This is a genomic window from Cupriavidus sp. UME77, assembly GCF_014170355.1.
GTDB classification, from domain to species: domain Bacteria; phylum Pseudomonadota; class Gammaproteobacteria; order Burkholderiales; family Burkholderiaceae; genus Cupriavidus; species Cupriavidus basilensis.
Genome location: NZ_LZZU01000043.1, coordinates 178,589 through 200,266, shown reverse-complemented (window position 1 = coordinate 200,266; position 21,678 = coordinate 178,589). Strand labels below are relative to the sequence as shown.

Sequence of the window (21,678 nt, the reverse complement as noted above, 5' to 3'; positions counted from 1 at the left end):
ACAGACATAGCAAACAAAGGAGACAAAGATGGAGATTCGCAACAAGACCGTCGTGGTGACCGGTGCGGCCACCGGCATCGGGCGCGCGCTGGCGCTTGCGTTTGCCGCCGGCGGCGCGCGCGGCGTGGCCGTGGCCGACCTGGATGGCAAGGGCGCGCAGGCGGTAGCCGAGGAAGTGGCCAAGGCCAGCCCGGACTGCCAGGTGTTCGCGCAGCAAACCGACGTGGCCGACGCTGCCGCCGTGCAGGCGCTGGCCGATGAGGCCACGCAACGCTTCGGCCAGATCGATGTGTTCTGCTCCAACGCCGGCATCATCCTGCGCAAGGGCCTGGATGCCAGCGCCGAGGAATGGCAGCGCATCTGGGAGATCAACGTCATGGCCCACATCCACGCCTCGCGCGCGGTGCTGCCGCAGATGCTGGCGCGCGGCGATGGCTATTTCGTCAACACCGTCTCCGCCGCCGGCCTGCTGTCGCAGATCGGCTCGGCACCCTATGCCGTGACCAAGCACGCCGCCATCGGCTTTGCCGAGTGGCTGTCGATCACCTACGGCGATCGCGGCATCAAGGTCAGCTGCATCTGCCCGCAGGGCGTGCAGACCCGCATGCTGTTCGGCGAGGATGGCGAGCGCAAGGGCTTCCTGCAGGCCGGCTCGGTCACGCCCGAGCACGTGGCGCAGGTCACGCTGGAAGGCGTGAAGGATGAGCGCTTCCTGATCCTGCCGCATCCCGAGGTGCTCGAGTATTACCAGCGCAAAGGACAAGATTACGATCGTTGGCTAAAGGGAATGCGCCGGCTGCACGATAAAGTGATGGCGGAGTTCGGCGGCACGGTGGTTTAAGCGTGGCGTGAAACCCCGCGCAACAGTCAGTTGAGTCACCGCTGCCGGCGGACAGGCGCAAGGCTTCGCTCCTTTGCTCCTTTGCTCCTTCGCCCCTTTGCGCCGGCAGCGTGCAAGATCCGTCCGACAACAGAATAAAACCGATCATCGGGAGACACACCATGCGTTGCAAACCTTTCGCAGCTGCCGTCCTGGCCGCCTGCGCCGCCTTCGCCGTGCCCTCGGCCCATGCCGACACCTATCCTTCCAAGCCCATCCGAATGGTGGTGGGCTTTCCCAGCGGCGGCGCGCCTGACATCCTGGCGCGCATCTTCTCCGAAAAAATCTCACCCTCGTGGGGCCAGCCCGTGGTGGTGGACAACAAGCCGGGCGCAGGCGGCAACATCGGCGCCGAAGCCGTCGCCCATGCCGCGCCGGATGGCTACACGCTGGCGCTGGGCACGGTCGGCACGCACTCCATCAACGGCTCGCTTTACAGCAAGATGCCGTACGACATGGTCAAGGATTTCACCCCGGTGATCCTGGTCGCCTCCACGCCCAACGTGCTGGTGGTCAACCCTTCCGTGCCGGCCAAGAACGTGGCCGAGCTGATCGCGCTGGCCAAGGCCAAGCCGGGCGCCCTGACTTTCGGCACGCCGGGCATTGGCACCTCGCCGCACGTGGCGGGCGAGATGTTCAACTCCCTGGCCGGGGTCAAGCTCACCCACGTGCCCTACAAGGGCCGCGCCATGGCCATACCCGATCTGCTCGGCGGCCATATCAGCATGATGTTCGACAACCTGCCGTCGGCGTTGCCGGTGATCAAGGAGGGCAAGGTACGGGCGCTAGGCGTGACCAGCGCGAAACGCTCGCACTCGGCGCCGGATATTCCCACGCTGGCAGAGCAGGGGCTGCCCGGGTTTGATGCGGACTCGTGGTTTGCGATCTTTGCACCGGCGAATACGCCCAAGGATGTGATCGCCAAGCTGAACACCGAGCTCAACCGGATTTACCAGCTTCCCGATGTGCAAGCCAAGCTCAAGACCTTGGGGCTGGATCCTATTCTTGGCACGCCGGAGAAGTTGGCGGGTTATCAGAAGGTTGAGATTGCCAAGTGGGCGAAGGTGGTGAGGGATTCGGGGGCTAAGGCGGAGTAAAGGTGTTGGTTTTTGGACCCAGGGGCTATACGACGTCGCTCTGCGAGGTTGGTCGCTGTTTGTTTGAGCGGCGATGGCTTTTGCACCCAAGGTGCCATACGACATCGCCCAGCAGGGGGTTTCGCTGTTTATTCATCGGCGATGGCGCTTGCACCCAAGAGCCATACGACATCCCCCTGCGGGGGCTGCCGGTCACTTTTCTTTGACCGGCAAAGAAAACTAACGAAAAGAAAGCCGCCCTGCCGGGAGCAGAGCAATCAGGCTTATGTGGGTCGGTGGTTGCGTCGTACGGCCCGGAGTGTTGGCTAGCCAATCCTACCGGCTTGGAGGGCATCGCAAATACATGACCCAATGGTCACGTGGTGGTGCCCCTGATCGCTTTGCTCGGTGCGCGTTCGGGCATCTGCCGTTCGCGGTGCGCAGCGTCACGATCCTGCCTGCCTCGGTGGTTTCGTGGTTTTGTCTCTGGCGGCGGGCGCCCGGCCATTTGATGCCCTGCCGTACCGGCGCGAGCGGTGCCTTACTCTCAACTCCCCTGGTTTCGTGGTGGGCACCGTGGCCCGTGCGCGAGGGCCGCGCTCACACACACGTTCGGACATCACCGCGCTCGCCCTCCGAGACAAAACCACGAAACCAGCCACACTCGAAACGGCGCAGCCCCTCGCATCGCGAACGGCAGATGTGGGAACGGTCACCGCACACGAGGTCAGGGGGCCGCACCACGTAACCCGTAGGTCATGCAAGTGCGATGCCCTTTGGGTCGGTAGGATCGGCTAGCCAACACTCTGGGCCGTACGACGCAACCATAGAGGCAAAAACAGCCTTATTGCTCTGCTCCCGGCAGGGCGGCTTTCTTTTCGTTAGTTTTCTTTGCCGGTCAAAGAAAAGTGACCGGCAGCCCCCGCAGGGGGATGTCGTATGGCTTTTGGGTGCAAGCGCCATCGCCGCTCAAACAAACAGCGACCAACCCCGCAGAGCAACGTCGTACGGCTTTGGGGCCCAAAAACCAACGCCGTATCAATCAAATCCAAAGTTCGAACAAGAGCCAACGGTTCTCCCCCCGCGCATAACCCCCCCTTCACTTCCCCCTATAACTAGGAAAAAACAACTCCTCCCCCTCCACCTTGTAAGCAGCAATGCTGTCCTGCCCATCCCTGGAAGTAATCCACTCCACCAACTTCATCGCATCCGCGTAATTGGTACCAGGATGCTTGGCCGGATTCACGGCAATCACGCCATACGGATTGAACATCCTGGGATCGCCCTCCAGCAGGATCGCCAATCCGGTCTTGGCACGATACGCGCCATAAGTGGCCCGATCAGATAACGTGTAGCCCGGCATCTGCGCTGCCATGGTCAGCACCTCGCCCATCCCCAGTCCGGCATTCACATACCACGGCTGCCCCTTCGGCTCGATCCCCGCCTGCTTCCAGTAGTCCTTCTCCATCACGTCGGTCCCGGAGTTATCCCCGCGCGAGATGAACTTGGTGCCGCCGGCGGCGATTTTCCTGAAGCCGGCCAGCACGTCCTTGCTGCCTTTCAGCCTGGCCGGGTCGCTGGCCGGGCCAACCACGATGAAGTCGTTGTACATGACGTCGCGGCGATTGACGCCGTAGCCTGCCGCCATGAATTCGTCTTCCATCTTGCGGGCGTGCACCAGCAGCACATCGACGTCGCCCATCTCGCCCATCTTCATCGCCTTGCCCGAGCCTACGGCGATCACTTTGACGGTGACGCCGCTCTTTTGCTCGAACCTGGGCAGCAGGAATTTCAGCAGGCCGGAGTTCTCCGTGCTGGTGGTCGTGGCCAGCTTGAGCTCGCCGGCGAAGGCGCTGGTGGCGGTGGTGGCGCCAGCCACGCCAACCAGGCAGACCAGTCCGATAGCGCACACGGCGCGGTTCGAAATATGGCGTAAAAGGCCTTGCTTGCCGACCGCTTGCATGGATTCTCCTTGTCTTATGTTTTCAGAAACACAATTGCCACAAACTCATGAGATCGGTGAGAATGCAGCAAAATAAGTGGAAATCAGCGCATTGCATTCTCGGTGAACCACATCTCTAAAGTAAATATGAAAAGCGTTTCATATGACATTTCGCTTTGACCTGTTCCCGGTAGTCGCCGCGGACGACAATCCTCGCTCCAACGGCAAGGTGTTCCAGCTGCTCAAGGCCGTGCGCGAGACGGGCTCCCTGCATCGCGCGGCGCGCGAGATCGGGTTGTCGTACCGGCACGCCTGGGGCGTGATGCGGTCTTGGGAGGAGATGCTTGGGCGCAGCATGCTCGATATGGAGCGCGGCCGCGGGGCGTCGCTGACGCTGTTCGGCGAGCGCTTGCTGCGTGCGGAGGGGCGCTTGCGCGATTCGATCGACCCGGTCATGCAGAAGGCCATGGTCGATTTCCTGGCGGACCTGGACGACGCGGCCCAGCCGCAGACCCGCATCCGTTTCTCCGGCAGCCATGATCCGGCCATGGAGGTCCTGGCGGGGGCGCTGCACGATGCGCCGGGCAGCCTGCAGCTCGACACCGTGTTCTGCGGCAGCGTGGAGGGCCTGATCTGCCTGCAGGAGCGGCAGTCCGAGCTGGCCGGCTTCTACGTCTCGCCGATCCAGAAGGCTGGCTCCGTGGCTCACGTGACGCTGCGCAAATGGCTGCGCCCGACCGCCGTGCGCTTGATCCGGCTGGCCTGGCGCGAGCAGGGCCTGATCGTCGCGCGCGAGCTCGCGCGCGAGATCCACGACCTGCGTGACCTGGCCCGTACCCGCGCCCGCTTTGTCAACCGCCAGCGCAGTTCTGGCACGCGCATGCTGTTCGACCAGTTGCTGGCCACCGAGGGACTCTTCCCGGACCAGATCGTCGGCTATGAAACCCCCGAGTTCAGCAACGAGAGGGTGGCGCAAGCGGTGCACGACGGCCATGCCGAGGTGGGGTTCGGCCTGCGCATGAATGCCGAAGCCCATGGGCTGGCCTTTGTGCCGCTGACGCGCGAGGCCTACTACCTGGCGCTGCGCAAGAACGACCAGATCACGCCCTGGGCGCATGGCTTGCTTTCGCATTTGGACGACCCGGCTTTCCGGCGCCGCATCGAGGCGCTCCCCGGCTATGCCATGGCGGAGCCTGATGGCATCCTGACGCCGCAGGAGGCACTCCCCTGGTACGGCCCCGACGGCAAGGAAGGCGGCTGACGCCGTGCGCCGGGGAGGGTGGGAGCCCGGCCGTTTGAGCGCGCGCGTATTACACTGGTTGCATAGGCGGGGCTGCATGCCCGCCAGACAGTGCCAGCAAGGAGCGCCATGCTAGAAACGGCCGCGTTGGCCGCGGGCTTGTCCTGGACCAGCGGATTCCGCCTTTACCTGGCCGTGTTCACGGCTGGCGCACTGGGCCGCCTGGGCTGGCTGCACCTGCCGCCCGGCCTGCAGGCGCTGGAATCGTGGTGGGTGATCGCGCTGGCCGCGCTGCTGGCCCTGGCCGAATTCGTGGCCGACAAGGTGCCGGGCTTCGATTCCTTCTGGGACAGCATCCAGACCTTTATCCGCATTCCCGCCGGCGCGATCCTGGCCGCCGCCGCCTTCGGGCAGCTCGATCCGCAATGGATGGTCGCCGCCGGGCTGGTCGGGGGCACGCTGGCCGGCACTGCCCATGCCGCCAAGGCCGGCACTCGCGCCCTGATCAACGTCTCGCCGGAACCGTTTTCGAATTGGGCTGCCTCACTGAGCGAGGACGTTGCCGCCAGCAGCGGGCTGCTGCTGGCTTTTTTCCTGCCCGTGGTGTTCCTGGTGGTGCTGGCCGTGCTGCTGCTGGTGGCGGCGTGGCTGCTGCCCAAGCTGTGGCGCGGCTTGCGCCATTTGCGCGACGCGTTGGCCAAGCGTGCTCCGGCAGCCTCGCCGGCGGGGCGTCAGCCCCGGCGCTGAGTGGCGGGTTCGACCCTCGCTTTGCCCAATCCGGCCATAATCTGGCCCTGGTCCGGCGGATGCGCGCCGGGATCCTCCCGCTGGTGTCCTGCCGTCGCGCCAATCCTGGCCTGCGGCCAGCCCGGCTGGCCGCCACCATGCATGTGCACGGACAAGAGATTAGAGATAAGAGATCAATGTCTTCAGAACCCGCCTCCCAGCACGTTCCCGCAGCCGCCACCGCAGCCGCAGCCACCGCAGCAACCACTACCGTCGCGGCATCGTCCGGCGCCCGCCCGACGCGCTTCTCGCCCTGGCGCCAGGCGTTGCACATGGCGCGGCGCGATTGGCGCGCCGGCGAGCTGAGCCTGTTGCTGTTCGCGCTGGTGCTGGCCGTGGCGGCGCTCAGCAGCGTGGGCTTTCTGGCCGACCGCATGCGCCTGGGGCTGGAGCGCGACGCGCGCCAGATGATCGCCTCCGATGTGCTGATCGTGTCCGACCAGCCGTTCGATGCCGTCTTCGCCAGCCACGCCGCGCAAGCGGGCCTGGCCACCACGCAGACGGTCACCTTCCCGAGCATGGCGAGCGCGCACGCGCCGGGCAAGGCCGCCACAACGCAAGGGCAAGGGGCGGCTAGCGGGGCTCGGGCCGATGCCCCTTCGCAACTGGCTGCGCTCAAGGCGGTCGGCCCCGGCTATCCGCTGCGCGGGCAGCTCAAGGTGGCGGCCGGGCCAGGGTCGCCGGAAGCCGCCGCCACCGGCATCCCCGCCGAGGGCACCGTCTGGGTGGACGAGGCCTTGCTGGACTCGCTCGGCGTCGCCATGGGCGACACCATCCAGCTGGGCAGCCGCGCCTTTCGCATCGACCGCATCCTCACGCAGGAACTGGATCGCGGCGCCGGCTTCATGAACTTCGCGCCGCGCGTGATGCTGCCGCTGTCTGACCTGGCCGCCACCGGGCTGGTGGGCTGGGGCAGCCGGGTCTCCTACCGCCTGCTGGTGGCCGGCCCCGATGCCGCCGCGCAGGCCTACCAGAAGTGGGCCGAGGCCGAGATCGACAAGCTTGCGCTGCGCAACACCCGGGTCGAGTCGCTGGAGTCCGGCCAGCCGCAGATGCGCGCCACGCTGGACCGCGCCGAGCGTTTCCTGTCGCTGGTGGCGGTGCTGTCGTCGATGATTGCCGCGGTGGCCATTGCCATGTCGGCGCGCCGCTATATGCAGCGCCACACCGATGCCTGCGCTGTCTACAAGTGCATGGGCCTGTCGCGCCGCGAGATCCTGCTGGCGTTCGGGCTGGAGTTCCTGCTGCTGGGCGTGGGCGGCGCGGTGGCTGGCGTGGCGCTCGGCTACCTGGCGCACTACGGCCTGCTGCTCTCGCTGGGTAACCTGCTGACCGTGACGCTGCCGCAGCCGTCCGTCTTGCCGGCCGTGGTTGGGGTGCTGGCGGGCGTGGTCCTGCTGGCGGGTTTTGCCTTGCCGCCGCTGCTGGCGCTGACCCAGGTGCCGCCGCTGCGCGTGCTGCGGCGTGACGTCGGCGCGCCGCCGGTCTCGACCTGGATCGCCTACGGACTCGGCCTGGGCGCTTTCGTGGCGCTGCTGCTGGTGGCCGCGCGTGATCTCAAGCTGGGGCTGACCACCGCGGGCGGCTTTGTCGGCGCCGGCGTTGTGTTCGCGCTGCTGGCCCTGGGCCTGCTAAGCCTGCTGTCACGGCTGATGCGTGGCCGGCGCCTGGCGCGCGGCAGCGTGGGCTGGCGCTTTGCGCTGGCGGTGCTGGAGCGCCGCCGCGGCGTGACGGTGCTGCAGACGGTGGCGCTGGCGGTGGGCCTGATGGCGCTGCTGCTGCTCGGCATGACCCGCAACGACCTGATCGCCTCCTGGCGCAACGCCACGCCGGCGGACGCGCCCAACCGCTTCGTCATCAATATCCAGCCGGACCAGCGCGCGCCGCTTGCCAGCATGCTGCAGCACGCCGGCATCGCCGACCTGCTGTACCCGATGGTGCGCGGCCGCCTCACGCATATCGCCGGGCAGCAGGTGCGCGCCGAGCGCTTTGCCGATGGCCGCGCCCGCAACCTGGTCGAGCGCGAGTTCAACCTGTCCTATACCGACGCGCTGCCGGCCGGCAACCGCGTGGTGGCGGGCAACTGGCTCGGCGCCGGGAAGGGCGGGGCCGGGGCCTCGGTGGAGGAGGGCATCGCCAAGACGCTGGGGATCCGGCTCGGGGATACCTTGCGCTTCGATGTGGCGGGGCAGTCGGTGGAGGCGCCGGTCACCTCGCTGCGCAAGCTGGACTGGGGCTCGATGCGGGTCAACTTCTTCGTCATCCTGCCGCCCTCCGCCATGCAAGGCTTGCCGCAGACCTATATCACCGCTTTCCACCTGCCGCCCGCGCAAGCCGCGCTGGGCAACCGCATGGTGGCGGCCTTCCCGAACATCACGGTGGTCAACACCGACATGATCCTGCGCCAGATCCAGGACGTGCTCGACCAGGTCATCGCCGCCGTCGAGTTCCTGTTTGTGTTCACGCTCGCGGCCGGCGTCACCGTGCTCTATGCGGCGTTGTCCGGCGCGCGCGACGAGCGCAAGCGCGATGCCGGGCTGCTCAAGGCGCTGGGCGCGTCCGCCGCGGTGGTGCGGCAGACCCAGTATGCGGAGTTCCTGGTGGTGGGCGGGCTGGCGGGGCTGCTGGCCAGCCTGGGCGCGATCGCGGTGGGCTGGGGCTTGTCGCAGTTCGTGTTCGATTTCCCCTACCGCTTCAATGGCTGGATCGTGCCGGCCGGTGTGCTTTCTGGCATGCTGTGCGCTTTCGCGGGCGGCTGGCTGGGCTTGCGCGAGGTGCTGCGGCAGCCCGCGCTGGCCACGCTGCGTGATGCGTGATACCCGATGCGTGATACCTGAAGCCTGAACCACTGCAGCCTGAACCATCCTTGAGTGTTTATGAGTACCGATTCCAAGCCTGAAAATGCGGCATCCACGGCATCCGATGCCGCCCCCGAAGTCACCGCCTATGAACTGATCGGCGGCGAGGCGCGCGTGCGCGAACTGGTCGACCGTTTCTACGACCTGATGGATCTGGAGGACGAGTTCAAGGGCCTGCGCGCGCTGCATCCCGCCTCGCTCGACGGCTCGCGCGACAAGCTGTTCTGGTTCCTGTGCGGCTGGCTGGGCGGCCCCAACCACTTTATCGAGCGCTTTGGCCACCCGCGCCTGCGCGCGCGCCACATGCCGTTCGAGATCGGTACCAGCGAGCGCGACCAGTGGATGCGCTGCATGGCGCTCGCCATGCAGGACGTCGGCCTGCCCGAGGACCTGCAACTGCGCCTGATGCAGGCCTTTTTCGGCACCGCCGACTGGATGCGCAATGTGCCGCGTTGATGGCCAAGGCCACCCGACCCGCCATGGATCCCGGCACCATGGCTGACACGCATCCCAACGCCGCCACGGACCTGCCTGCCGACGCCCGGCGCGTACTCGATTTCTGGTTCGGCGTGCCTGGCTCGCCGGCATGGAACACCACACGCTCGGTGTGGTTCACCAAGTCCGCCGATTTCGACGCCACGGTCCGCGCTGACTTCCTGCCGCTGTGGGAAGCCACGCACGCGGGCGCGAATGCGGGCTGGGCGCAAAGCCCCGAATCCGCTTGCGCACGCATCGTGCTGCTCGACCAGGTGCCGCGCAACGTCTTTCGCGACGACCCGCGCAGCTTTGCCTCCGATGCGCAGGCGCTGGCAACAGCCCGGCAGATGGTGGCGAGCGGCGCCGACCGTCTGCTGCCCACGGCATTGCACCGCATGTTCTGCTACATGCCGTTCGAGCATTCCGAAGCGCTTGCCGACCAGAACACGGCCGTGCAGCTGATGACGGCGCTGCGCGACCAAAGCCAGGGTCAGGTGGACGTGGTGGACTGGGCGCTCAAGCACCGCGCGGTGATCGAGCGTTTCGGGCGCTTCCCGCATCGCAACGCCATGCTGGGACGCAGGGATACGGCGCAGGAGAGCGCCTTCCTGCAGGAACCCGGCTCGTCGTTCTGAGCGGGCCCTGCGTAGCGCAGCCGCTATCGCGGCGTGGTGGCGGTGTGGTGGCGGGGCTGGGGCGCAAGCCGATGTGGCTGGCCCTCGGTATCTCGGTATCCGGGCCTCGGGCCTCGGGCCGCGGCGAGCACCATCAGGTCTGCTCGCGCTTCTCCTGCCACTTGTCCACCAGCAAGCGCGGCGCGTTGGCGAGCTTGTCGAGGATGCCTTCGGGCGTAGGCGCCACATGCAGCAGGTCGTTGTGGACCTGCTTCAGGAAGCCCTCGTCCACGGCGTGCTGCATGAAGCCCAGCATGCTGTCGTAGAAGCCTTCCACATTGAGCAGTCCCACCGGCTTGGCGTGATAGCCCAGTTGCAGCCAGGTGAAGGTCTCGAACAGTTCCTCGAAGGTGCCGACGCCGCCCGGCATGGCGATGAAGGCATCGGCCCGGTCGGCCATCATCTGCTTGCGCTCGTGCATGTTGCGCACCACGTGCAGCTCGGTCAGGCCGCGATGGCCGACTTCCTTTTGCATCAGCGCATCGGGAATGATGCCGATGGCGGTGCCGCCGTTGGCCAGCACGGCGTCGGCCACGGTGCCCATCAGCCCGACCTTGCCTCCGCCGTACACCAGCGCAAGGCCGCGCTCGGCCAGGGTCTTGCCCATGGCGCGCGCCGCGGCGGCGTACTCGGGGCGATTGCCGGGGCTGGAGCCGCAATAGATGCAAACGGACTTCACTTTTTTTCCTTTTCAGTTTGCGCCGCCTTGGCGGCGGCGTATTCCTGGGCCTGCTTGTCGAACGCCTGGCGGGCCTTGCCGCGCAGGTAAGGGGCCAGGATCGAGAAGATATGGTAGCTGGCGCCGTGCAGGTAGCCGCGGATCAGCTCGGGGTCGTTGTACTGGCGCGGATGCTGCACGAACTGGAACGACAGCCAGTAGGTGGCGATCACCACGATATTGGTGCAGATGGCCTCGACCTGCTCCGGCGTGGCCTCCATCTCGCCGTCTTCCTGGAACTGCCGGCAGATCTCCATCGCAAAGCGCTTCTTCTGCTCGACGATGCGCTTGAAATTGGTTTCAAGCATGCGGTTGCGCGCCAGCAGGTCATTGATGTCGCGGTACAGGAAGCGGTAGTTCCACAGGAACTCCGCCATGTACTGCAGGTAGCCCCAGCTTTCGTCCAGCGTGGCCTTGTGATCGTCGGGCAACTTCAGGCGGCGCTCCATCTCCTGCTCGAACAGCACGAAGATGGAGTTGATGATGTCGTCCTTGTTGCGGAAGTGATAGTAGAGATTGCCGGGGCTGATCTCCATGGCTTCCGCAATGGTGGTGGTGGTGACGTTGGGCTCGCCCACCTCGTTGAACAGGCGGAGCGAGACGTCCAGGATGCGGTCCCGGGTGCGGCGGGGACCGGCTTGCTGTTTGGGTTCCATAGGCGACCGGGCGAGCGGCAATTCGGTAAGTTGAAGGCGATTATAAGCAATCGCCGTTTGCCGCAACCCCACGACGGCGCAAGCGCCTTTGGCGCCGTGCGCGCGCCCGCTGTGCCGGGCCTGCGCCGGGCCCGTGCCGCCAGCCCCTCAGGCCGCCAGCGCGCGCAGCCAGTCCATCACGATCGGCCCCGCAATGGCCAGCCAGGTGCCGCCGCATAGCACCAGCGCCAGCATGACCGCCGCGCTGCCGAAGTCCTTGGCGCGCTTGGACAGGCTGTGGCGTTCCAGCGAGATCCGGTCGACCGCGGCTTCCACGCTGGAGTTGAGCAATTCCACGATCAGCACCAGCAGCAGGGTGCCCAGCAGCAGGATGCGCTCGACGATGCCGACCGGCAGCAGCAAGGCGCAGGGCGTCAGGATCACCACCAGTGTCAGCTCCTGGCGAAACGCGCTTTCTTCCAGCACCGCGTAGCGCAGGCCGGACACCGAGTTGATGCCGGCATGCCAGGCCCGCGCCAGGCCGCGGTTGCCCTTGTGGGGGTTCTGCTCAATCGTGTAGTCGCTGTTCGGCGAGTCCGGGGGCGGGGCCGGTGCTGACGTGACGGTCTGTGGCGCCGGCGGGCGGTGCGGTTCGGACGGTGGGCGATGCGGAGTCGGCATGTTCGGAAGAGGGGCGGGCAGTGGTGCCGGTCGTGCCGTTGGGGGTCGCGCGTACGGCCGGCAGGGGCTGCAGGTGAGTCAGGAACTGCTCGGAGGCGGCGCGCCACGAGAACCGTTCGGCATGGGCGCGAGCGGTGGCGCGGTCAATGCGCAGCGCTTCCAGGCAAGCTTCACGCAAGTCTTCGTGCATCACGCCGGCGTCGCTGTGGCCGAGCACATCGATCGGCCCGGTTACCGGATAGGCCGCCACCGGCAGCCCGCTGGCCAGGGCTTCGAGCAGCACCAGCCCGAACGTATCGGTGCGGCTGGGGAATACGAAGACGTCGGCCGAAGCATACACCTTGGCCAGCTCCGGCTGGGTCAGTACGCCCAGGTAGTTGGCTGCCGGATAGCGCGCGCGCAGCGACGCCAGCGCCGGGCCGTCGCCCACCACCCACTTGGAGCCGGGCAGGTCCAGCGCGAGGAAGGCCTCCACGTTTTTTTCCACTGCGACGCGCCCTACGTAGAGAAAGATCGGGTGCGCCGTGTTGAGCACGTTGGCCTGCTGGGTGGTGAAGACATCAAGGTCGACGCCGCGGGTCCACAGCACGCCATGGGTGATGCCAAACTGATGCAGGTCGTGCAGCACCACCGGCGTCGGCGCCATCACGGCGCGCGCCGGGCCGTGGAACCAGTGCAGGAAGCGGTAGGTCCAGGCAAGCGGAATGCCGAAGCGTGCCTGCACGTACTCCGGAAAACGCGTGTGGTAGGCGGTGGTGAACGGCAACTGCTCGCGGATCGCATAGCGGCGCGCAGCCAGCCCGAGCGGGCCTTCCGTGGCGATATGCAGCGCGTCCGGCGCGAAGGCGCGGATGCGCGCGCGGACCTTGGCGCCGGCGAACAGGGACAGCGCGATCTCCGGATAGGTCGGGCAGGGAATGGTGGTGAATTCCTGCGGCGTGATCAGCTCCACCGTGTGCCCCATCGCGATCAGCTCGCGGCGGGTGGACTTGAGCGTGCGCACCACGCCATTGACCTGCGGCTCCCAGGCATCGGTGACGATCAGGATCTTCATAGCTGCTCCTTGCGGCCAGGCCGCGTGGGTGGCCGGCCTCGGCGAGGCCACGGCCATACCGTGGTACGGATGGCGGCGTGTGGGGCGGGTGCCGCGCTCAAGTCTGGTCAGGCCGTGGCGACGGCGCGGCGCCCAGCCGTGGCCGGCGCATCGAGCAAGGTGGTCCAGTAGACGATCTGCAATTCGCCGTCCTGCGTCTCCACCAGGGCGGAGAGGCTCTCCACCCAGTCGCCGTCGTTGCAGTAGAGCTGGCCGTCGACCTCGCGGATCTCGGCCTTGTGGATATGGCCGCAGATCACGCCATCGCAGCCGCGCCGGCGCGCCTCATCCACCATCGCCTGCTCGAACGAATTGATGTAGTTGACCGCGTTCTTGACCTGGTGCTTCAGGTATTGCGACAGCGACCAGTACGGAAAGCCCAGGCGCGCGCGGACGCGGTTGAAGTGGCGGTTGACGGCCAGGATCAGCGTGTAGAGCGAGTCGCCCAGGTAAGCCAGCCAGCGCGCGTGCTGCACCACGCCGTCGAACAGGTCGCCGTGCACCACCCACAGGCGCTTGCCCGCGGCGGTGACGTGGACCGCATCTTCGCGCACCGTGATATCGCCGAAGGCGAGGCCATCGAACTGGCGCGCCACCTCATCGTGGTTGCCCGGCACGTAGATCACCTCGGTGCCCTTGCGCGCCTTGCGCAGCAGCTTCTGCACCACATCGTTGTGGCTCTGCGGCCAGTACCAGCCGCGGCGCAGCTGCCAGCCATCGATGATGTCGCCGACCAGGTAGAGCTGGTCCGATTCATTGTGCTTGAGGAAGTCGAGCAGGTAATCGGCCTGGCAGCCGGCCGTGCCGAGGTGGATGTCGGACAGCCAGATGGCGCGATAGTGACGGGTGGGATGGGACGGATGCGGGGGCTGGGTGGTGGCTTCAGGGGGCGGGGCGCTGGCGGGAGAGGTGGCGCAACGCCCGGGAGGCCCTTGCTGCAAGTCGCTGGCCGGTGGCATGAAGGCGGCCAGCGCGGCAGGCAATGACATGGGCCGCGGCAGGGATTGCGACTCGGCGGTGCGGCTGCGCAGCAGTTGCGTGGCCTTGGCCAGATGTCCGCGGGCAGAACGAAGAGCTTGAACCATGGCGGCCTCGGTAGCGACGATGGCTGCATTGGGCCAGCGGCGCGTGACGAAGCTGTTAAGGAAACATGAATGTCATATGACTGTTGTGGGGACAGGGGCTTCCAGTTGCTGGCGCCGTCACATCAGGCCGCTGGCGCCACCGCTGATAGCTGCGCCAGCGCCCGCAATACAGCCTGCGTAGCCACCGGATGGCGCAGCAAGCTGACATGCCCGATGCCGCTAAGCGCCACATGATGCGCGCCCTCCATCCAGGAGGTCCCCACCGGCCCGGCAATCGAATCGTGCCAGCTGAAAATCGACACCAGGGCAGCACGCTGGCGTGATGTTTCGCGCGCTGCCAGCGCGTGCAGCCAGGCGCTGGCGCAGCGCATCTGGCGGGAATTGAAGCCCCTGCCGTAGCGGGCCAGCACGCAGCCGTGATGCGGCGTGCCCAGCGTGACGATGCCGCGGCAGGGCGGGGGTTTGCCACGTCCCGCCAGCGCGGCGCGCGCGGCCAGGCCGCCCATGCTGTGGCAGAGCACCAGCGGCGGCTGGCCGGTGGTGGCGGCGATACGCGCGATGGCGGCACGGACTTCGAGCGCGTATTGGTCGATGTCGCCAAACACCGGGTCCAGGTCGATCGCCTCGCAGTGGTAGCCGGCCGCCGCCAGGGCGGGCTGCATGTCGAGCCAGACGGCGTGGTTGCAGCCGTAGCCGTGCACCAGCAGCAGCGGCGGGCGCGAGCCCGGGGCTTTGGCCGGGCGCAAGCGGCGGTGCGAGCAGAAGGGCTGCAGCCAGTTGAACATCCGGAACACGGCGGCGTATTCACGCAGGTAGCAGTCCAGCGCCTGCCATGGCGTCAGCCGCGCTGGCCGCATGGCCTGCAGGGCGGGAGGAATCGGGGGGCGCGTCGCCTCGGGCTCGCCCAGGCCGCACAGGGTAAAGGCAAAGGCGCCGGCAACAGACAGCCCCAGTATCGCCAGCACCACGCCGATGCCGGCCAGCAGGCCGGTGGCGAGGGGCCACCCATGCAGGGCATTCAGTTCGGCGGCGCAGCCTAGCGCTACGGCGGCCTGCAATGCCACCGCGAGGCGGCGCAAGGCGGCGGCCGACAGGTTCATGGCTTGGGCGGGCGCAGGTCGGTCAGGCGGGTACGGGCCAGGCGGTCATGCAGGAACTGCCGCCTGGGGTCGAGCAGGGCCAGCAGGACCCAGGCCAGCAGGCCAGCGCACAGCACGCCGACGAACGGGCCCTTGACCAGGCCGAGCAGGTGCCCGAGCGCCGCCGAAGGCGGCAGCCACAGCCATGCCAGCAGGTAGCGCAGCGTGGCCTGCGGCCAGCGCGGGGGCACGCCAGCGGCCGTCTCGACCCGCATGCGCCACGTCTGCATGGCGAGCGTCTGCCCGTTGCGCTGCCAGAACCAGACGAAGTAGCAGCCCAGCACCAGAAAGCTCCAGCACTGCATCGTGAACGGGCCGTCCAGCCCAAGCTGCTGCAGCGCCGGGCGCGCCAGCAGGTAGACCCCCGTCGAGGCGCTTAGCACGCCGAACAGCAATACGCCTTCGTACAGCATGCAGGCGATGCGGCGGCGGATCGTCGGTGCCTCGGCCGGGCGCACGGGACTGGCCGGAGCAGCCGATGCGGCCGGCTTGGCATTGGGTTTGGGCGTGGTCACGGCGGGCATGGCGGGTATGGCGAAAGGGCGGTAGGGCCGTCAGGCCGGAGGATGGCGAGGCCCGGCAGCGAGGGCCGGGCCGTGAGGCAGCAAGCGAGCACGGCCGGGCCGGCGCAAGCGGCATTATGCCAAAGCGCGGGTGGGGCGGGTAGCTTGCGTGGGAGGGCGCGGGTGCGAGCCGGCCGCACAACCGCACCGCACAACCGCGCGGCGGCTCAGCGGCGCACCGGCTCGTCGGGCGTGGCGGTAGCGCTGGTGCTGCTGGCCGTGGTGGCCTCGGTGGCGGCCTCGCGCGGCGTGTCCACGGTCGGCACCGGCGCGCCGGCAGCGGCGCCTGGCATGGCAGCTTGGGACTCCGCCGCCGGCGTGCCGGCATCGGGCGTGCGGGCACGCGCGGCGGCCAATGCCGCGTTGGCGGGTGCCTTCTTTTCCAGGTGCAGCTGCCGGGTGGTCTCGGCTGGCAGGCGCTTGCCGGAGGGCAGGGCGCTGACCGCGCCGGGGCGGCGCGGCACTTTTTCGGCAGCCGCCAGGTTCTTTTTTTGCTCTTCCGGCAGTTGCTGGTACTTGTTCCAGGCCTCGGCCTTCTTCTGGGCGGGCAGCGAACGCGTGATCTGGTAGTTTTCGCGCGCCAGGCGGCGCTGCTGGGGCGTCATCTTGACCCATTCGGTCATGCGGGTCTGCAGCCGCGCCTGTTCCGCGGGCGAGAACTTCTCGTATCGTTCAGCGATCTGCAGCCATTTGCGCCGGTTGAGCTCGGGGAAATTGTTCCACTCGCCTGCCAGCGGCGCGAGCACGCGCTGCTGGACGGCGTTGAGCTCGTTCCAGTTCGGGTGCGCATTGGCGATGCTGGCCGCGGGCGCGCCGCCCGGGTGGCCGCCCTGAGCCTGGCAAGTTGCCGGAACCAGGGACCAGATCGTGGTGGCGGCGGCCAGGCCGGCCAGCAGCAAGGCTGCCAGCTGCCGGCGCGGTGCGTCGGGGATGAAGTCAGCGCCGGCCATGCCTACTGACCGCGCTTCAGGAACACGTGGAAGCCCTGGTCCGCGTAGGCCGTTGGCGGGAGGTCGTCGAGCAGCATCGCCGCGTCCACATCCGCGAGCTCATCGACGCGCTTTTGCTGCTGCCAGTGGTAGATGCCCGCCAGCCCGGCGGCCAGTGCCACCAGCGTCCATACCAGCCCAAGGCGGCGCAGCCAGGAACCTGCGCGGTGGAGTGCCGAGTCGTCCTCGTCGAAAGAGAGCGTGGGCATCCCGGCCGAGGCCAGCTGCGGCACGGCGACGGCGGCTTGCGCTTTCTTGCGAGACAGCGCAATCCGCCGCGCGGCGGCAAGCCGATCGGTCACATTGTCCGGCAACGCATTCGCAGAGGCATCGAGTGCCGTGCGGATATCGTGTGCCAGGCGGCGTTCGTTGATTTCTTTTTCGTTTCTGGTGCTCATAGTCGGACCCCCCGCGCTCGCAATGCCTGCGCCAGTGTGTGCGTGGCACGGGAACAGTGCGTCTTGACGCTGCCTTCGGAGCATCCCATGACGGCAGCCGTTTCCGCGACGTCCATATCCTCCCAGTAACGCATCAGGAAGGCTTCGCGTTGACGTGTCGGCAGGCGCTGGATCTCCTGTTCGATGATGTGCATGGTCTGGGCGCGTTCCACCTTGTCGGCGCTGCTTTCCGCGGATTCGGAGCCGATTTCGGCCTCGAAAGTGTCGAGCAGGTCATTATCCTCGCCTTCGCGGTCGTCGCGCAGGTTGGAAAACAGGGTGACCCAGGTATTGCGTACTTTCTGGCGGCGGAACCAGTCGTGAATCGTGTTCTGCAGTATGCGCTGGAACAGCGGCGCGAGTTCGGCGGCGCCCTTGTCGCCGTATTTTTCGGCGAGCTTGATCATCGCGTCCTGGACGATGTCCAGGGCGGCTTCGTCGTCGCGCACCGCAAACACGGCCTGTTTGAAGGCGCGCCGCTCGACGCTGGCGAGAAAGTCGGATAGTTCCTGATCGGTTGCCATGCAGGCGGGGTACAGACGGTGGGGCCTTGGCCGGTGGAAGTGCAGGGTAGGGCTTCTTGCACGTCCAAAATGGTGGGATGCTAGCAAATAACCCCCCCGGTGACCATCCTTGTTCTCTCTTGTGGTCATTCAGGCTCAGGATGTGATGGGGGTGCCTGGAGGATGACGGGAGGCCCCTTCGCGTAAAAAAGCCCGTAGACAAGCCCGAATCAATCCAGTATCGTCGCGGGTTCACACGACATCAGTGGTTGTCTCATTCGGCCGCTTATGAGGCGGTCTATCATGCAGACGCGCACCGCTTGAACCCGTGCCACAAGCCCGGCAGAGAGCATCCGAACAATTTTTTGCCGAAAATTGCAAAGGACTAAAATGAACATGCCCAGCGCGGAATTCCACGCAGACAGCAATTCATCCGCCGCACCCGAAATGATCGGGGCGGAGATTCTCGTTCACGCACTTGCCGAAGAAGGCGTCGAGTACGTCTGGGGCTACCCCGGCGGCGCAGTGCTGTATATCTACGACGAGTTCTACAAGCAAAAGAAGATCGAGCACATCCTGGTGCGCCACGAGCAGGCCGCGGTTCATGCCGCAGACGGCTATGCGCGTGCGACCGGCAAGGTGGGCTGCGCCCTGGTGACCTCTGGTCCCGGCGTCACCAATGCGGTGACGGGCATTGCCACGGCCTACCTGGACTCGATCCCGATGGTGATCATCACCGGTAACGTGCCGACGCACGCTATCGGCCAGGACGCTTTCCAGGAATGCGACACGGTCGGCATCACCCGCCCCATCGTCAAGCACAACTTCCTGGTCAAGGACGTCCGCGATCTCGCCGCGACCATCAAGAAGGCGTTCTATATTGCCGCAACCGGCCGTCCCGGCCCCGTTGTCGTCGATATTCCCAAGGACGTCTCGCGCAATTCCTGCAAGTACGAGTATCCCAAGTCGATCGACATGCGCTCGTACAACCCGGTGAACAAGGGCCATTCGGGCCAGATCCGCAAGGCGCTCGCGCTGTTGCAGGGTGCCGAACGGCCGTTCATCTACGCAGGTGGCGGTGTGGTGCTGGCCAATGCCAGCGAAGAGCTGCGCCAGCTTGCCGCGCTGACCGGCCATCCGGTCACCAACACGCTGATGGGCCTCGGCTCGTTCCCCGGTACCAGCAAGCAGTTCGTCGGCATGCTCGGCATGCACGGCACGTATGAAGCCAACATGGCCATGCAGAACTGCGACGTGCTGATTGCCATCGGGGCGCGTTTCGACGATCGCGTGATCGGCAACCCGGCACACTTCACCTCGCAGCCGCGCAAGATCATCCATATCGACATCGATCCGTCTTCCATCTCGAAGCGGGTCAAGGTCGACATTCCCATCGTGGGCCACGTCAAGGATGTGCTGCAGGAGCTGATTTCCCAGCTGCAGGCCAGCGACGTCAAGCCCAAGCGCGAGGCCCTGGCCAAGTGGTGGGAACAGATCGAGCAATGGCGTTCGGTGGACTGCCTCAAGTACGACCGCAACTCCGAGATCATCAAGCCGCAGTACGTGGTTGAAAAGATCTGGGAACTGACGCACGGCGATGCCTTCGTCTGCTCGGACGTGGGCCAGCACCAGATGTGGGCCGCGCAGTTCTACAAGTTCAACGAGCCGCGCCGCTGGATCAATTCCGGTGGCCTGGGCACGATGGGCGTGGGCCTGCCGTACGCGATGGGCATCAAGAAAGCCTTCCCCGAGAAGGAAGTGGTGACCATCACCGGCGAAGGCTCGATCCAGATGAACATCCAGGAACTGTCGACCTGCCTGCAGTACGACACCCCGGTGAAGATCTGCGCGCTCAACAACCGCTACCTCGGCATGGTGCGCCAGTGGCAGGAAATCGAGTACGACAACCGCTACTCGCATTCCTACATGGACGCGCTGCCCGACTTCGTCAAGCTGGCCGAGGCCTATGGCCATATCGGCATGCGCATCGAAAAGACGGCCGACGTCGAGCCCGCCCTGCGCGAAGCCTTCCGCCTGAAAGACCGTACCGTGTTCCTCGATTTCCAGACCGACCCGACTGAAAACGTGTGGCCGATGGTCCAGGCCGGCAAGGGCATCTCCGAGATGCTGCTCGGCGCGGAGGACCTGTAATGCGACATATCATTTCGGTCCTGCTGGAAAATGAACCGGGCGCGCTGTCGCGCGTGGTGGGCCTGTTCTCGGCGCGCGGCTACAACATCGAGACGCTGACGGTGGCCCCCACCGAAGACGCCTCGCTGTCGCGCATGACGATCGTCACCAGCGGTTCGGACGACATCATCGAGCAGATCACCAAGCACCTGAACCGCCTGGTGGAAGTGGTCAAGGTGGTGGACCTGACCGAGGGCGCGCACATCGAGCGCGAGCTGATGCTCGTGAAGGTGCGCGCGGTCGGCAAGGAGCGCGAGGAAATGAAGCGCACCGCCGACATCTTCCGCGGCCGCATCATCGACGTCACCGAGAAGACCTACACCATCGAGCTGACCGGCAACGGCGGCAAGCTGGATGCCTTCCTGGACGCCATCGACCGCGCCGCCATCCTCGAGACCGTCCGTACCGGCGGCTCGGGCATTGGCCGCGGCGAGCGCATCCTGAAGGTCTGAGCCTGATTGCAGTATCCAAGGGCGGCGCCGGTGCCGGCACTAGCCGGGCGGTGGCCGCCAACCCGACACACGAAAACGAAAGACTGAAGGAACCATCATGAAAGTGTTTTACGACAAGGACGCCGACCTCTCCCTGATCAAGGGCAAGAACGTCACCATCATCGGCTACGGCTCGCAAGGCCACGCCCACGCGCAGAACCTGAACGACTCCGGCGTCAAGGTCACCGTCGGCCTGCGCAAGAGCGGCGCATCGTGGAACAAGGCAGTCAACGCCGGCCTGCAGGTCAAGGAAGTGGCTGACGCCGTCAAGGACGCCGACGTGGTCATGATCCTGCTGCCGGACGAGCAGATCGCCGACGTGTACAAGAACGAAGTGCACGACAACATCAAGCAAGGCGCCGCACTGGCCTTCGCCCACGGCTTCAACGTGCACTACGGTGCCGTGATCCCGCGCGCCGACCTCGACGTCATCATGATCGCCCCGAAGGCTCCGGGCCACACCGTGCGCTCGACCTACGCCCAAGGCGGCGGCGTGCCCCACCTGATCGCCGTGCACCAGGACAAGTCCGGCGCCGCCCGTGACATCGCCCTGTCGTACGCTACCGCCAACGGCGGCGGCCGCGCCGGCATCATCGAAACCAACTTCCGCGAAGAAACCGAAACCGACCTGTTCGGCGAGCAAGCCGTGCTGTGCGGCGGTACCGTCGAGCTGATCAAGGCTGGCTTCGAAACGCTGGTGGAAGCTGGCTACGCGCCGGAAATGGCTTACTTCGAGTGCCTGCACGAACTCAAGCTGATCGTCGACCTGATCTATGAAGGCGGCATCGCCAACATGAACTACTCGATCTCCAACAACGCCGAATACGGCGAATACGTCACCGGCCCGCGCGTCGTGACCGAGGAGACCAAGAAGGCCATGAAGCAATGCCTGACCGACATCCAGACCGGCGAGTACGCCAAGAGCTTCCTGCTCGAGAACAAGGCCGGCGCCCCGACCCTGATCTCGCGCCGCCGCCTGACCGCTGAGCACCAGATCGAAGAAGTGGGTGCCAAGCTGCGCGCGATGATGCCCTGGATCGCAAAGAACAAGCTGGTCGACCAGTCGAAGAACTAAGCTGTACTGCAGCCCGACGGCCCGCCGCTGCTGACGGCGCGGGCCGCAGCCGTTCAGTCTTCCGCACAATTCCCTCTCTCGAGGGGTTATTCAGGCGGGGACTGAACGGCTTTTTGTTATCCTTGTCAGACTTTATCCACCAAGTA

At 66.2% G+C, this 21,678-nt stretch carries 21 protein-coding genes; 10 read left to right on the top strand and 11 right to left on the bottom strand.

All coding sequences use genetic code 11. The features are described from left to right. Positions 1-28: 28 nt before the first annotated feature. Entirely contained in the window at positions 29-841 is an 813-nt protein-coding gene (locus A9975_RS16115; protein WP_150993598.1) for an SDR family oxidoreductase, read from the top strand. A gap of 161 nt (positions 842-1,002) precedes the next feature. After that, complete coding sequence (locus A9975_RS16110) at positions 1,003-1,977, top strand: tripartite tricarboxylate transporter substrate binding protein (protein ID WP_150993596.1); 975 nt, start codon at positions 1,003-1,005, stop codon at positions 1,975-1,977. Between the two features lie 1,078 nt (positions 1,978-3,055). Here A9975_RS16110 and A9975_RS16105 read toward each other — a convergent pair. After that, entirely contained in the window at positions 3,056-3,919 is an 864-nt protein-coding gene (locus A9975_RS16105; RefSeq protein WP_183032800.1) for a substrate-binding domain-containing protein, read from the bottom strand. Between the two features lie 142 nt (positions 3,920-4,061). On the opposite strand from A9975_RS16105, the gene A9975_RS16100 reads away from it, so the two are divergent. From A9975_RS16100 to A9975_RS16080, 5 genes are all read left to right on the top strand, one after another. Next, complete coding sequence (locus tag A9975_RS16100) at positions 4,062-5,159, top strand: substrate-binding domain-containing protein (protein ID WP_183032801.1); 1,098 nt, start codon at positions 4,062-4,064, stop codon at positions 5,157-5,159. Positions 5,160-5,267: 108 nt separating this feature from the next. Then, entirely contained in the window at positions 5,268-5,885 is a 618-nt protein-coding gene (locus A9975_RS16095; protein ID WP_183032802.1) for a DUF4126 domain-containing protein, read from the top strand. Between the two features lie 176 nt (positions 5,886-6,061). Next, a complete protein-coding gene (locus A9975_RS16090; RefSeq protein WP_183032803.1) occupies positions 6,062-8,740 on the top strand; it encodes an FtsX-like permease family protein in 2,679 nt (892 codons plus the stop codon). A 60-nt stretch (positions 8,741-8,800) separates the two neighbouring features. After that, positions 8,801-9,238: a group II truncated hemoglobin gene (locus A9975_RS16085; RefSeq protein ID WP_255503167.1), complete on the top strand. Its 438-nt coding sequence runs from the start codon at positions 8,801-8,803 to the stop codon at positions 9,236-9,238. A gap of 38 nt (positions 9,239-9,276) precedes the next feature. After that, a complete protein-coding gene (locus tag A9975_RS16080; protein ID WP_183032804.1) occupies positions 9,277-9,894 on the top strand; it encodes a DUF924 family protein in 618 nt (205 codons plus the stop codon). A gap of 133 nt (positions 9,895-10,027) precedes the next feature. Here A9975_RS16080 and A9975_RS16075 read toward each other — a convergent pair whose 3' ends face one another. The 10 genes from A9975_RS16075 to A9975_RS16030 all read right to left on the bottom strand — a co-directional run bounded on the left by A9975_RS16075 (position 10,028) and on the right by A9975_RS16030 (position 17,797). Next, on the bottom strand, positions 10,028-10,612 hold the full coding sequence (locus tag A9975_RS16075; protein ID WP_150983726.1) for a TIGR00730 family Rossman fold protein: 585 nt from the start codon (positions 10,610-10,612) through the stop codon (positions 10,028-10,030). Further along, a complete protein-coding gene (locus A9975_RS16070; RefSeq protein WP_183032805.1) occupies positions 10,609-11,307 on the bottom strand; it encodes a TetR/AcrR family transcriptional regulator in 699 nt (232 codons plus the stop codon). The genes A9975_RS16075 and A9975_RS16070 overlap by 4 nt, the downstream gene beginning before the upstream one ends. Before the next feature lie 147 nt (positions 11,308-11,454). Beyond that, positions 11,455-11,967, bottom strand: a complete 513-nt coding sequence (locus A9975_RS16065; protein ID WP_183032806.1) for a diacylglycerol kinase — start codon at positions 11,965-11,967, stop codon at positions 11,455-11,457. Continuing rightward, on the bottom strand, positions 11,855-13,021 hold the full coding sequence (locus tag A9975_RS16060; RefSeq protein WP_183032807.1) for a glycosyltransferase family 1 protein: 1,167 nt from the start codon (positions 13,019-13,021) through the stop codon (positions 11,855-11,857). The genes A9975_RS16065 and A9975_RS16060 overlap by 113 nt, the downstream gene beginning before the upstream one ends. Before the next feature lie 107 nt (positions 13,022-13,128). Then, complete coding sequence (locus A9975_RS16055; RefSeq protein WP_183033687.1) at positions 13,129-14,145, bottom strand: UDP-2,3-diacylglucosamine diphosphatase; 1,017 nt, start codon at positions 14,143-14,145, stop codon at positions 13,129-13,131. Between the two features lie 122 nt (positions 14,146-14,267). Next, positions 14,268-15,245: a triacylglycerol lipase gene (locus A9975_RS16050; protein ID WP_183033685.1), complete on the bottom strand. Its 978-nt coding sequence runs from the start codon at positions 15,243-15,245 to the stop codon at positions 14,268-14,270. Beyond that, positions 15,242-15,808 (bottom strand): RDD family protein, encoded by a 567-nt coding sequence (locus tag A9975_RS16045; RefSeq protein ID WP_183033683.1) that lies wholly within the window; start codon positions 15,806-15,808, stop codon positions 15,242-15,244. The genes A9975_RS16050 and A9975_RS16045 overlap by 4 nt, the downstream gene beginning before the upstream one ends. Before the next feature lie 206 nt (positions 15,809-16,014). Next, on the bottom strand, positions 16,015-16,797 hold the full coding sequence (locus A9975_RS16040; protein ID WP_183033681.1) for a DUF3106 domain-containing protein: 783 nt from the start codon (positions 16,795-16,797) through the stop codon (positions 16,015-16,017). A 2-nt stretch (positions 16,798-16,799) separates the two neighbouring features. Beyond that, positions 16,800-17,234: a DUF3619 family protein gene (locus A9975_RS16035; protein WP_150983734.1), complete on the bottom strand. Its 435-nt coding sequence runs from the start codon at positions 17,232-17,234 to the stop codon at positions 16,800-16,802. Further along, positions 17,231-17,797 (bottom strand): RNA polymerase sigma factor, encoded by a 567-nt coding sequence (locus A9975_RS16030; protein ID WP_183033679.1) that lies wholly within the window; start codon positions 17,795-17,797, stop codon positions 17,231-17,233. Before A9975_RS16030 ends, A9975_RS16035 begins: the two co-directional genes overlap by 4 nt. A gap of 369 nt (positions 17,798-18,166) precedes the next feature. On the opposite strand from A9975_RS16030, the gene A9975_RS16025 reads away from it, so the two are divergent. The 3 genes from A9975_RS16025 (at position 18,167) to ilvC (ending at position 21,532) form a co-directional block, all read left to right on the top strand. After that, complete coding sequence (locus A9975_RS16025) at positions 18,167-19,927, top strand: acetolactate synthase 3 catalytic subunit (RefSeq protein WP_043344716.1); 1,761 nt, start codon at positions 18,167-18,169, stop codon at positions 19,925-19,927. Continuing rightward, positions 19,927-20,418, top strand: coding sequence for an acetolactate synthase small subunit (ilvN, locus tag A9975_RS16020; RefSeq protein ID WP_006156850.1), 492 nt, complete (start codon positions 19,927-19,929; stop codon positions 20,416-20,418). The genes A9975_RS16025 and ilvN overlap by 1 nt, the downstream gene beginning before the upstream one ends. 97 nt (positions 20,419-20,515) lie before the next feature. Then, positions 20,516-21,532 carry a ketol-acid reductoisomerase gene (gene ilvC, locus A9975_RS16015; protein WP_043344720.1) on the top strand — a complete coding sequence of 339 codons (1,017 nt, stop codon included), beginning with the start codon at positions 20,516-20,518 and terminating at the stop codon, positions 21,530-21,532. Positions 21,533-21,678 lie beyond the last annotated feature (146 nt).

Bases quoted from the DNA above. Each gene is read 5' to 3' on its own strand.
- A9975_RS16115 (WP_150993598.1), top strand. From the start codon at position 29: ATGGAGATTCGCAACAAGACCGTCGTGGTGACCGGTGCGGCCACCGGC.
- A9975_RS16110 (WP_150993596.1), top strand. From the start codon at position 1,003: ATGCGTTGCAAACCTTTCGCAGCTGCCGTCCTGGCCGCCTGCGCCGCC.
- A9975_RS16105 (WP_183032800.1), bottom strand. From the start codon at position 3,919: ATGCAAGCGGTCGGCAAGCAAGGCCTTTTACGCCATATTTCGAACCGC.
- A9975_RS16100 (WP_183032801.1), top strand. From the start codon at position 4,062: ATGACATTTCGCTTTGACCTGTTCCCGGTAGTCGCCGCGGACGACAAT.
- A9975_RS16095 (WP_183032802.1), top strand. From the start codon at position 5,268: ATGCTAGAAACGGCCGCGTTGGCCGCGGGCTTGTCCTGGACCAGCGGA.
- A9975_RS16090 (WP_183032803.1), top strand. From the start codon at position 6,062: ATGTCTTCAGAACCCGCCTCCCAGCACGTTCCCGCAGCCGCCACCGCA.
- A9975_RS16085 (WP_255503167.1), top strand. From the start codon at position 8,801: ATGAGTACCGATTCCAAGCCTGAAAATGCGGCATCCACGGCATCCGAT.
- A9975_RS16080 (WP_183032804.1), top strand. From the start codon at position 9,277: ATGGCTGACACGCATCCCAACGCCGCCACGGACCTGCCTGCCGACGCC.
- A9975_RS16070 (WP_183032805.1), bottom strand. From the start codon at position 11,307: ATGGAACCCAAACAGCAAGCCGGTCCCCGCCGCACCCGGGACCGCATC.
- A9975_RS16065 (WP_183032806.1), bottom strand. From the start codon at position 11,967: ATGCCGACTCCGCATCGCCCACCGTCCGAACCGCACCGCCCGCCGGCG.
- A9975_RS16060 (WP_183032807.1), bottom strand. From the start codon at position 13,021: ATGAAGATCCTGATCGTCACCGATGCCTGGGAGCCGCAGGTCAATGGC.
- A9975_RS16055 (WP_183033687.1), bottom strand. From the start codon at position 14,145: ATGGTTCAAGCTCTTCGTTCTGCCCGCGGACATCTGGCCAAGGCCACG.
- A9975_RS16050 (WP_183033685.1), bottom strand. From the start codon at position 15,245: ATGAACCTGTCGGCCGCCGCCTTGCGCCGCCTCGCGGTGGCATTGCAG.
- A9975_RS16045 (WP_183033683.1), bottom strand. From the start codon at position 15,808: ATGCCCGCCGTGACCACGCCCAAACCCAATGCCAAGCCGGCCGCATCG.
- A9975_RS16040 (WP_183033681.1), bottom strand. From the start codon at position 16,797: ATGGCCGGCGCTGACTTCATCCCCGACGCACCGCGCCGGCAGCTGGCA.
- A9975_RS16035 (WP_150983734.1), bottom strand. From the start codon at position 17,234: ATGAGCACCAGAAACGAAAAAGAAATCAACGAACGCCGCCTGGCACAC.
- A9975_RS16030 (WP_183033679.1), bottom strand. From the start codon at position 17,797: ATGGCAACCGATCAGGAACTATCCGACTTTCTCGCCAGCGTCGAGCGG.
- A9975_RS16025 (WP_043344716.1), top strand. From the start codon at position 18,167: ATGAACATGCCCAGCGCGGAATTCCACGCAGACAGCAATTCATCCGCC.
- ilvN (WP_006156850.1), top strand. From the start codon at position 19,927: ATGCGACATATCATTTCGGTCCTGCTGGAAAATGAACCGGGCGCGCTG.
- ilvC (WP_043344720.1), top strand. From the start codon at position 20,516: ATGAAAGTGTTTTACGACAAGGACGCCGACCTCTCCCTGATCAAGGGC.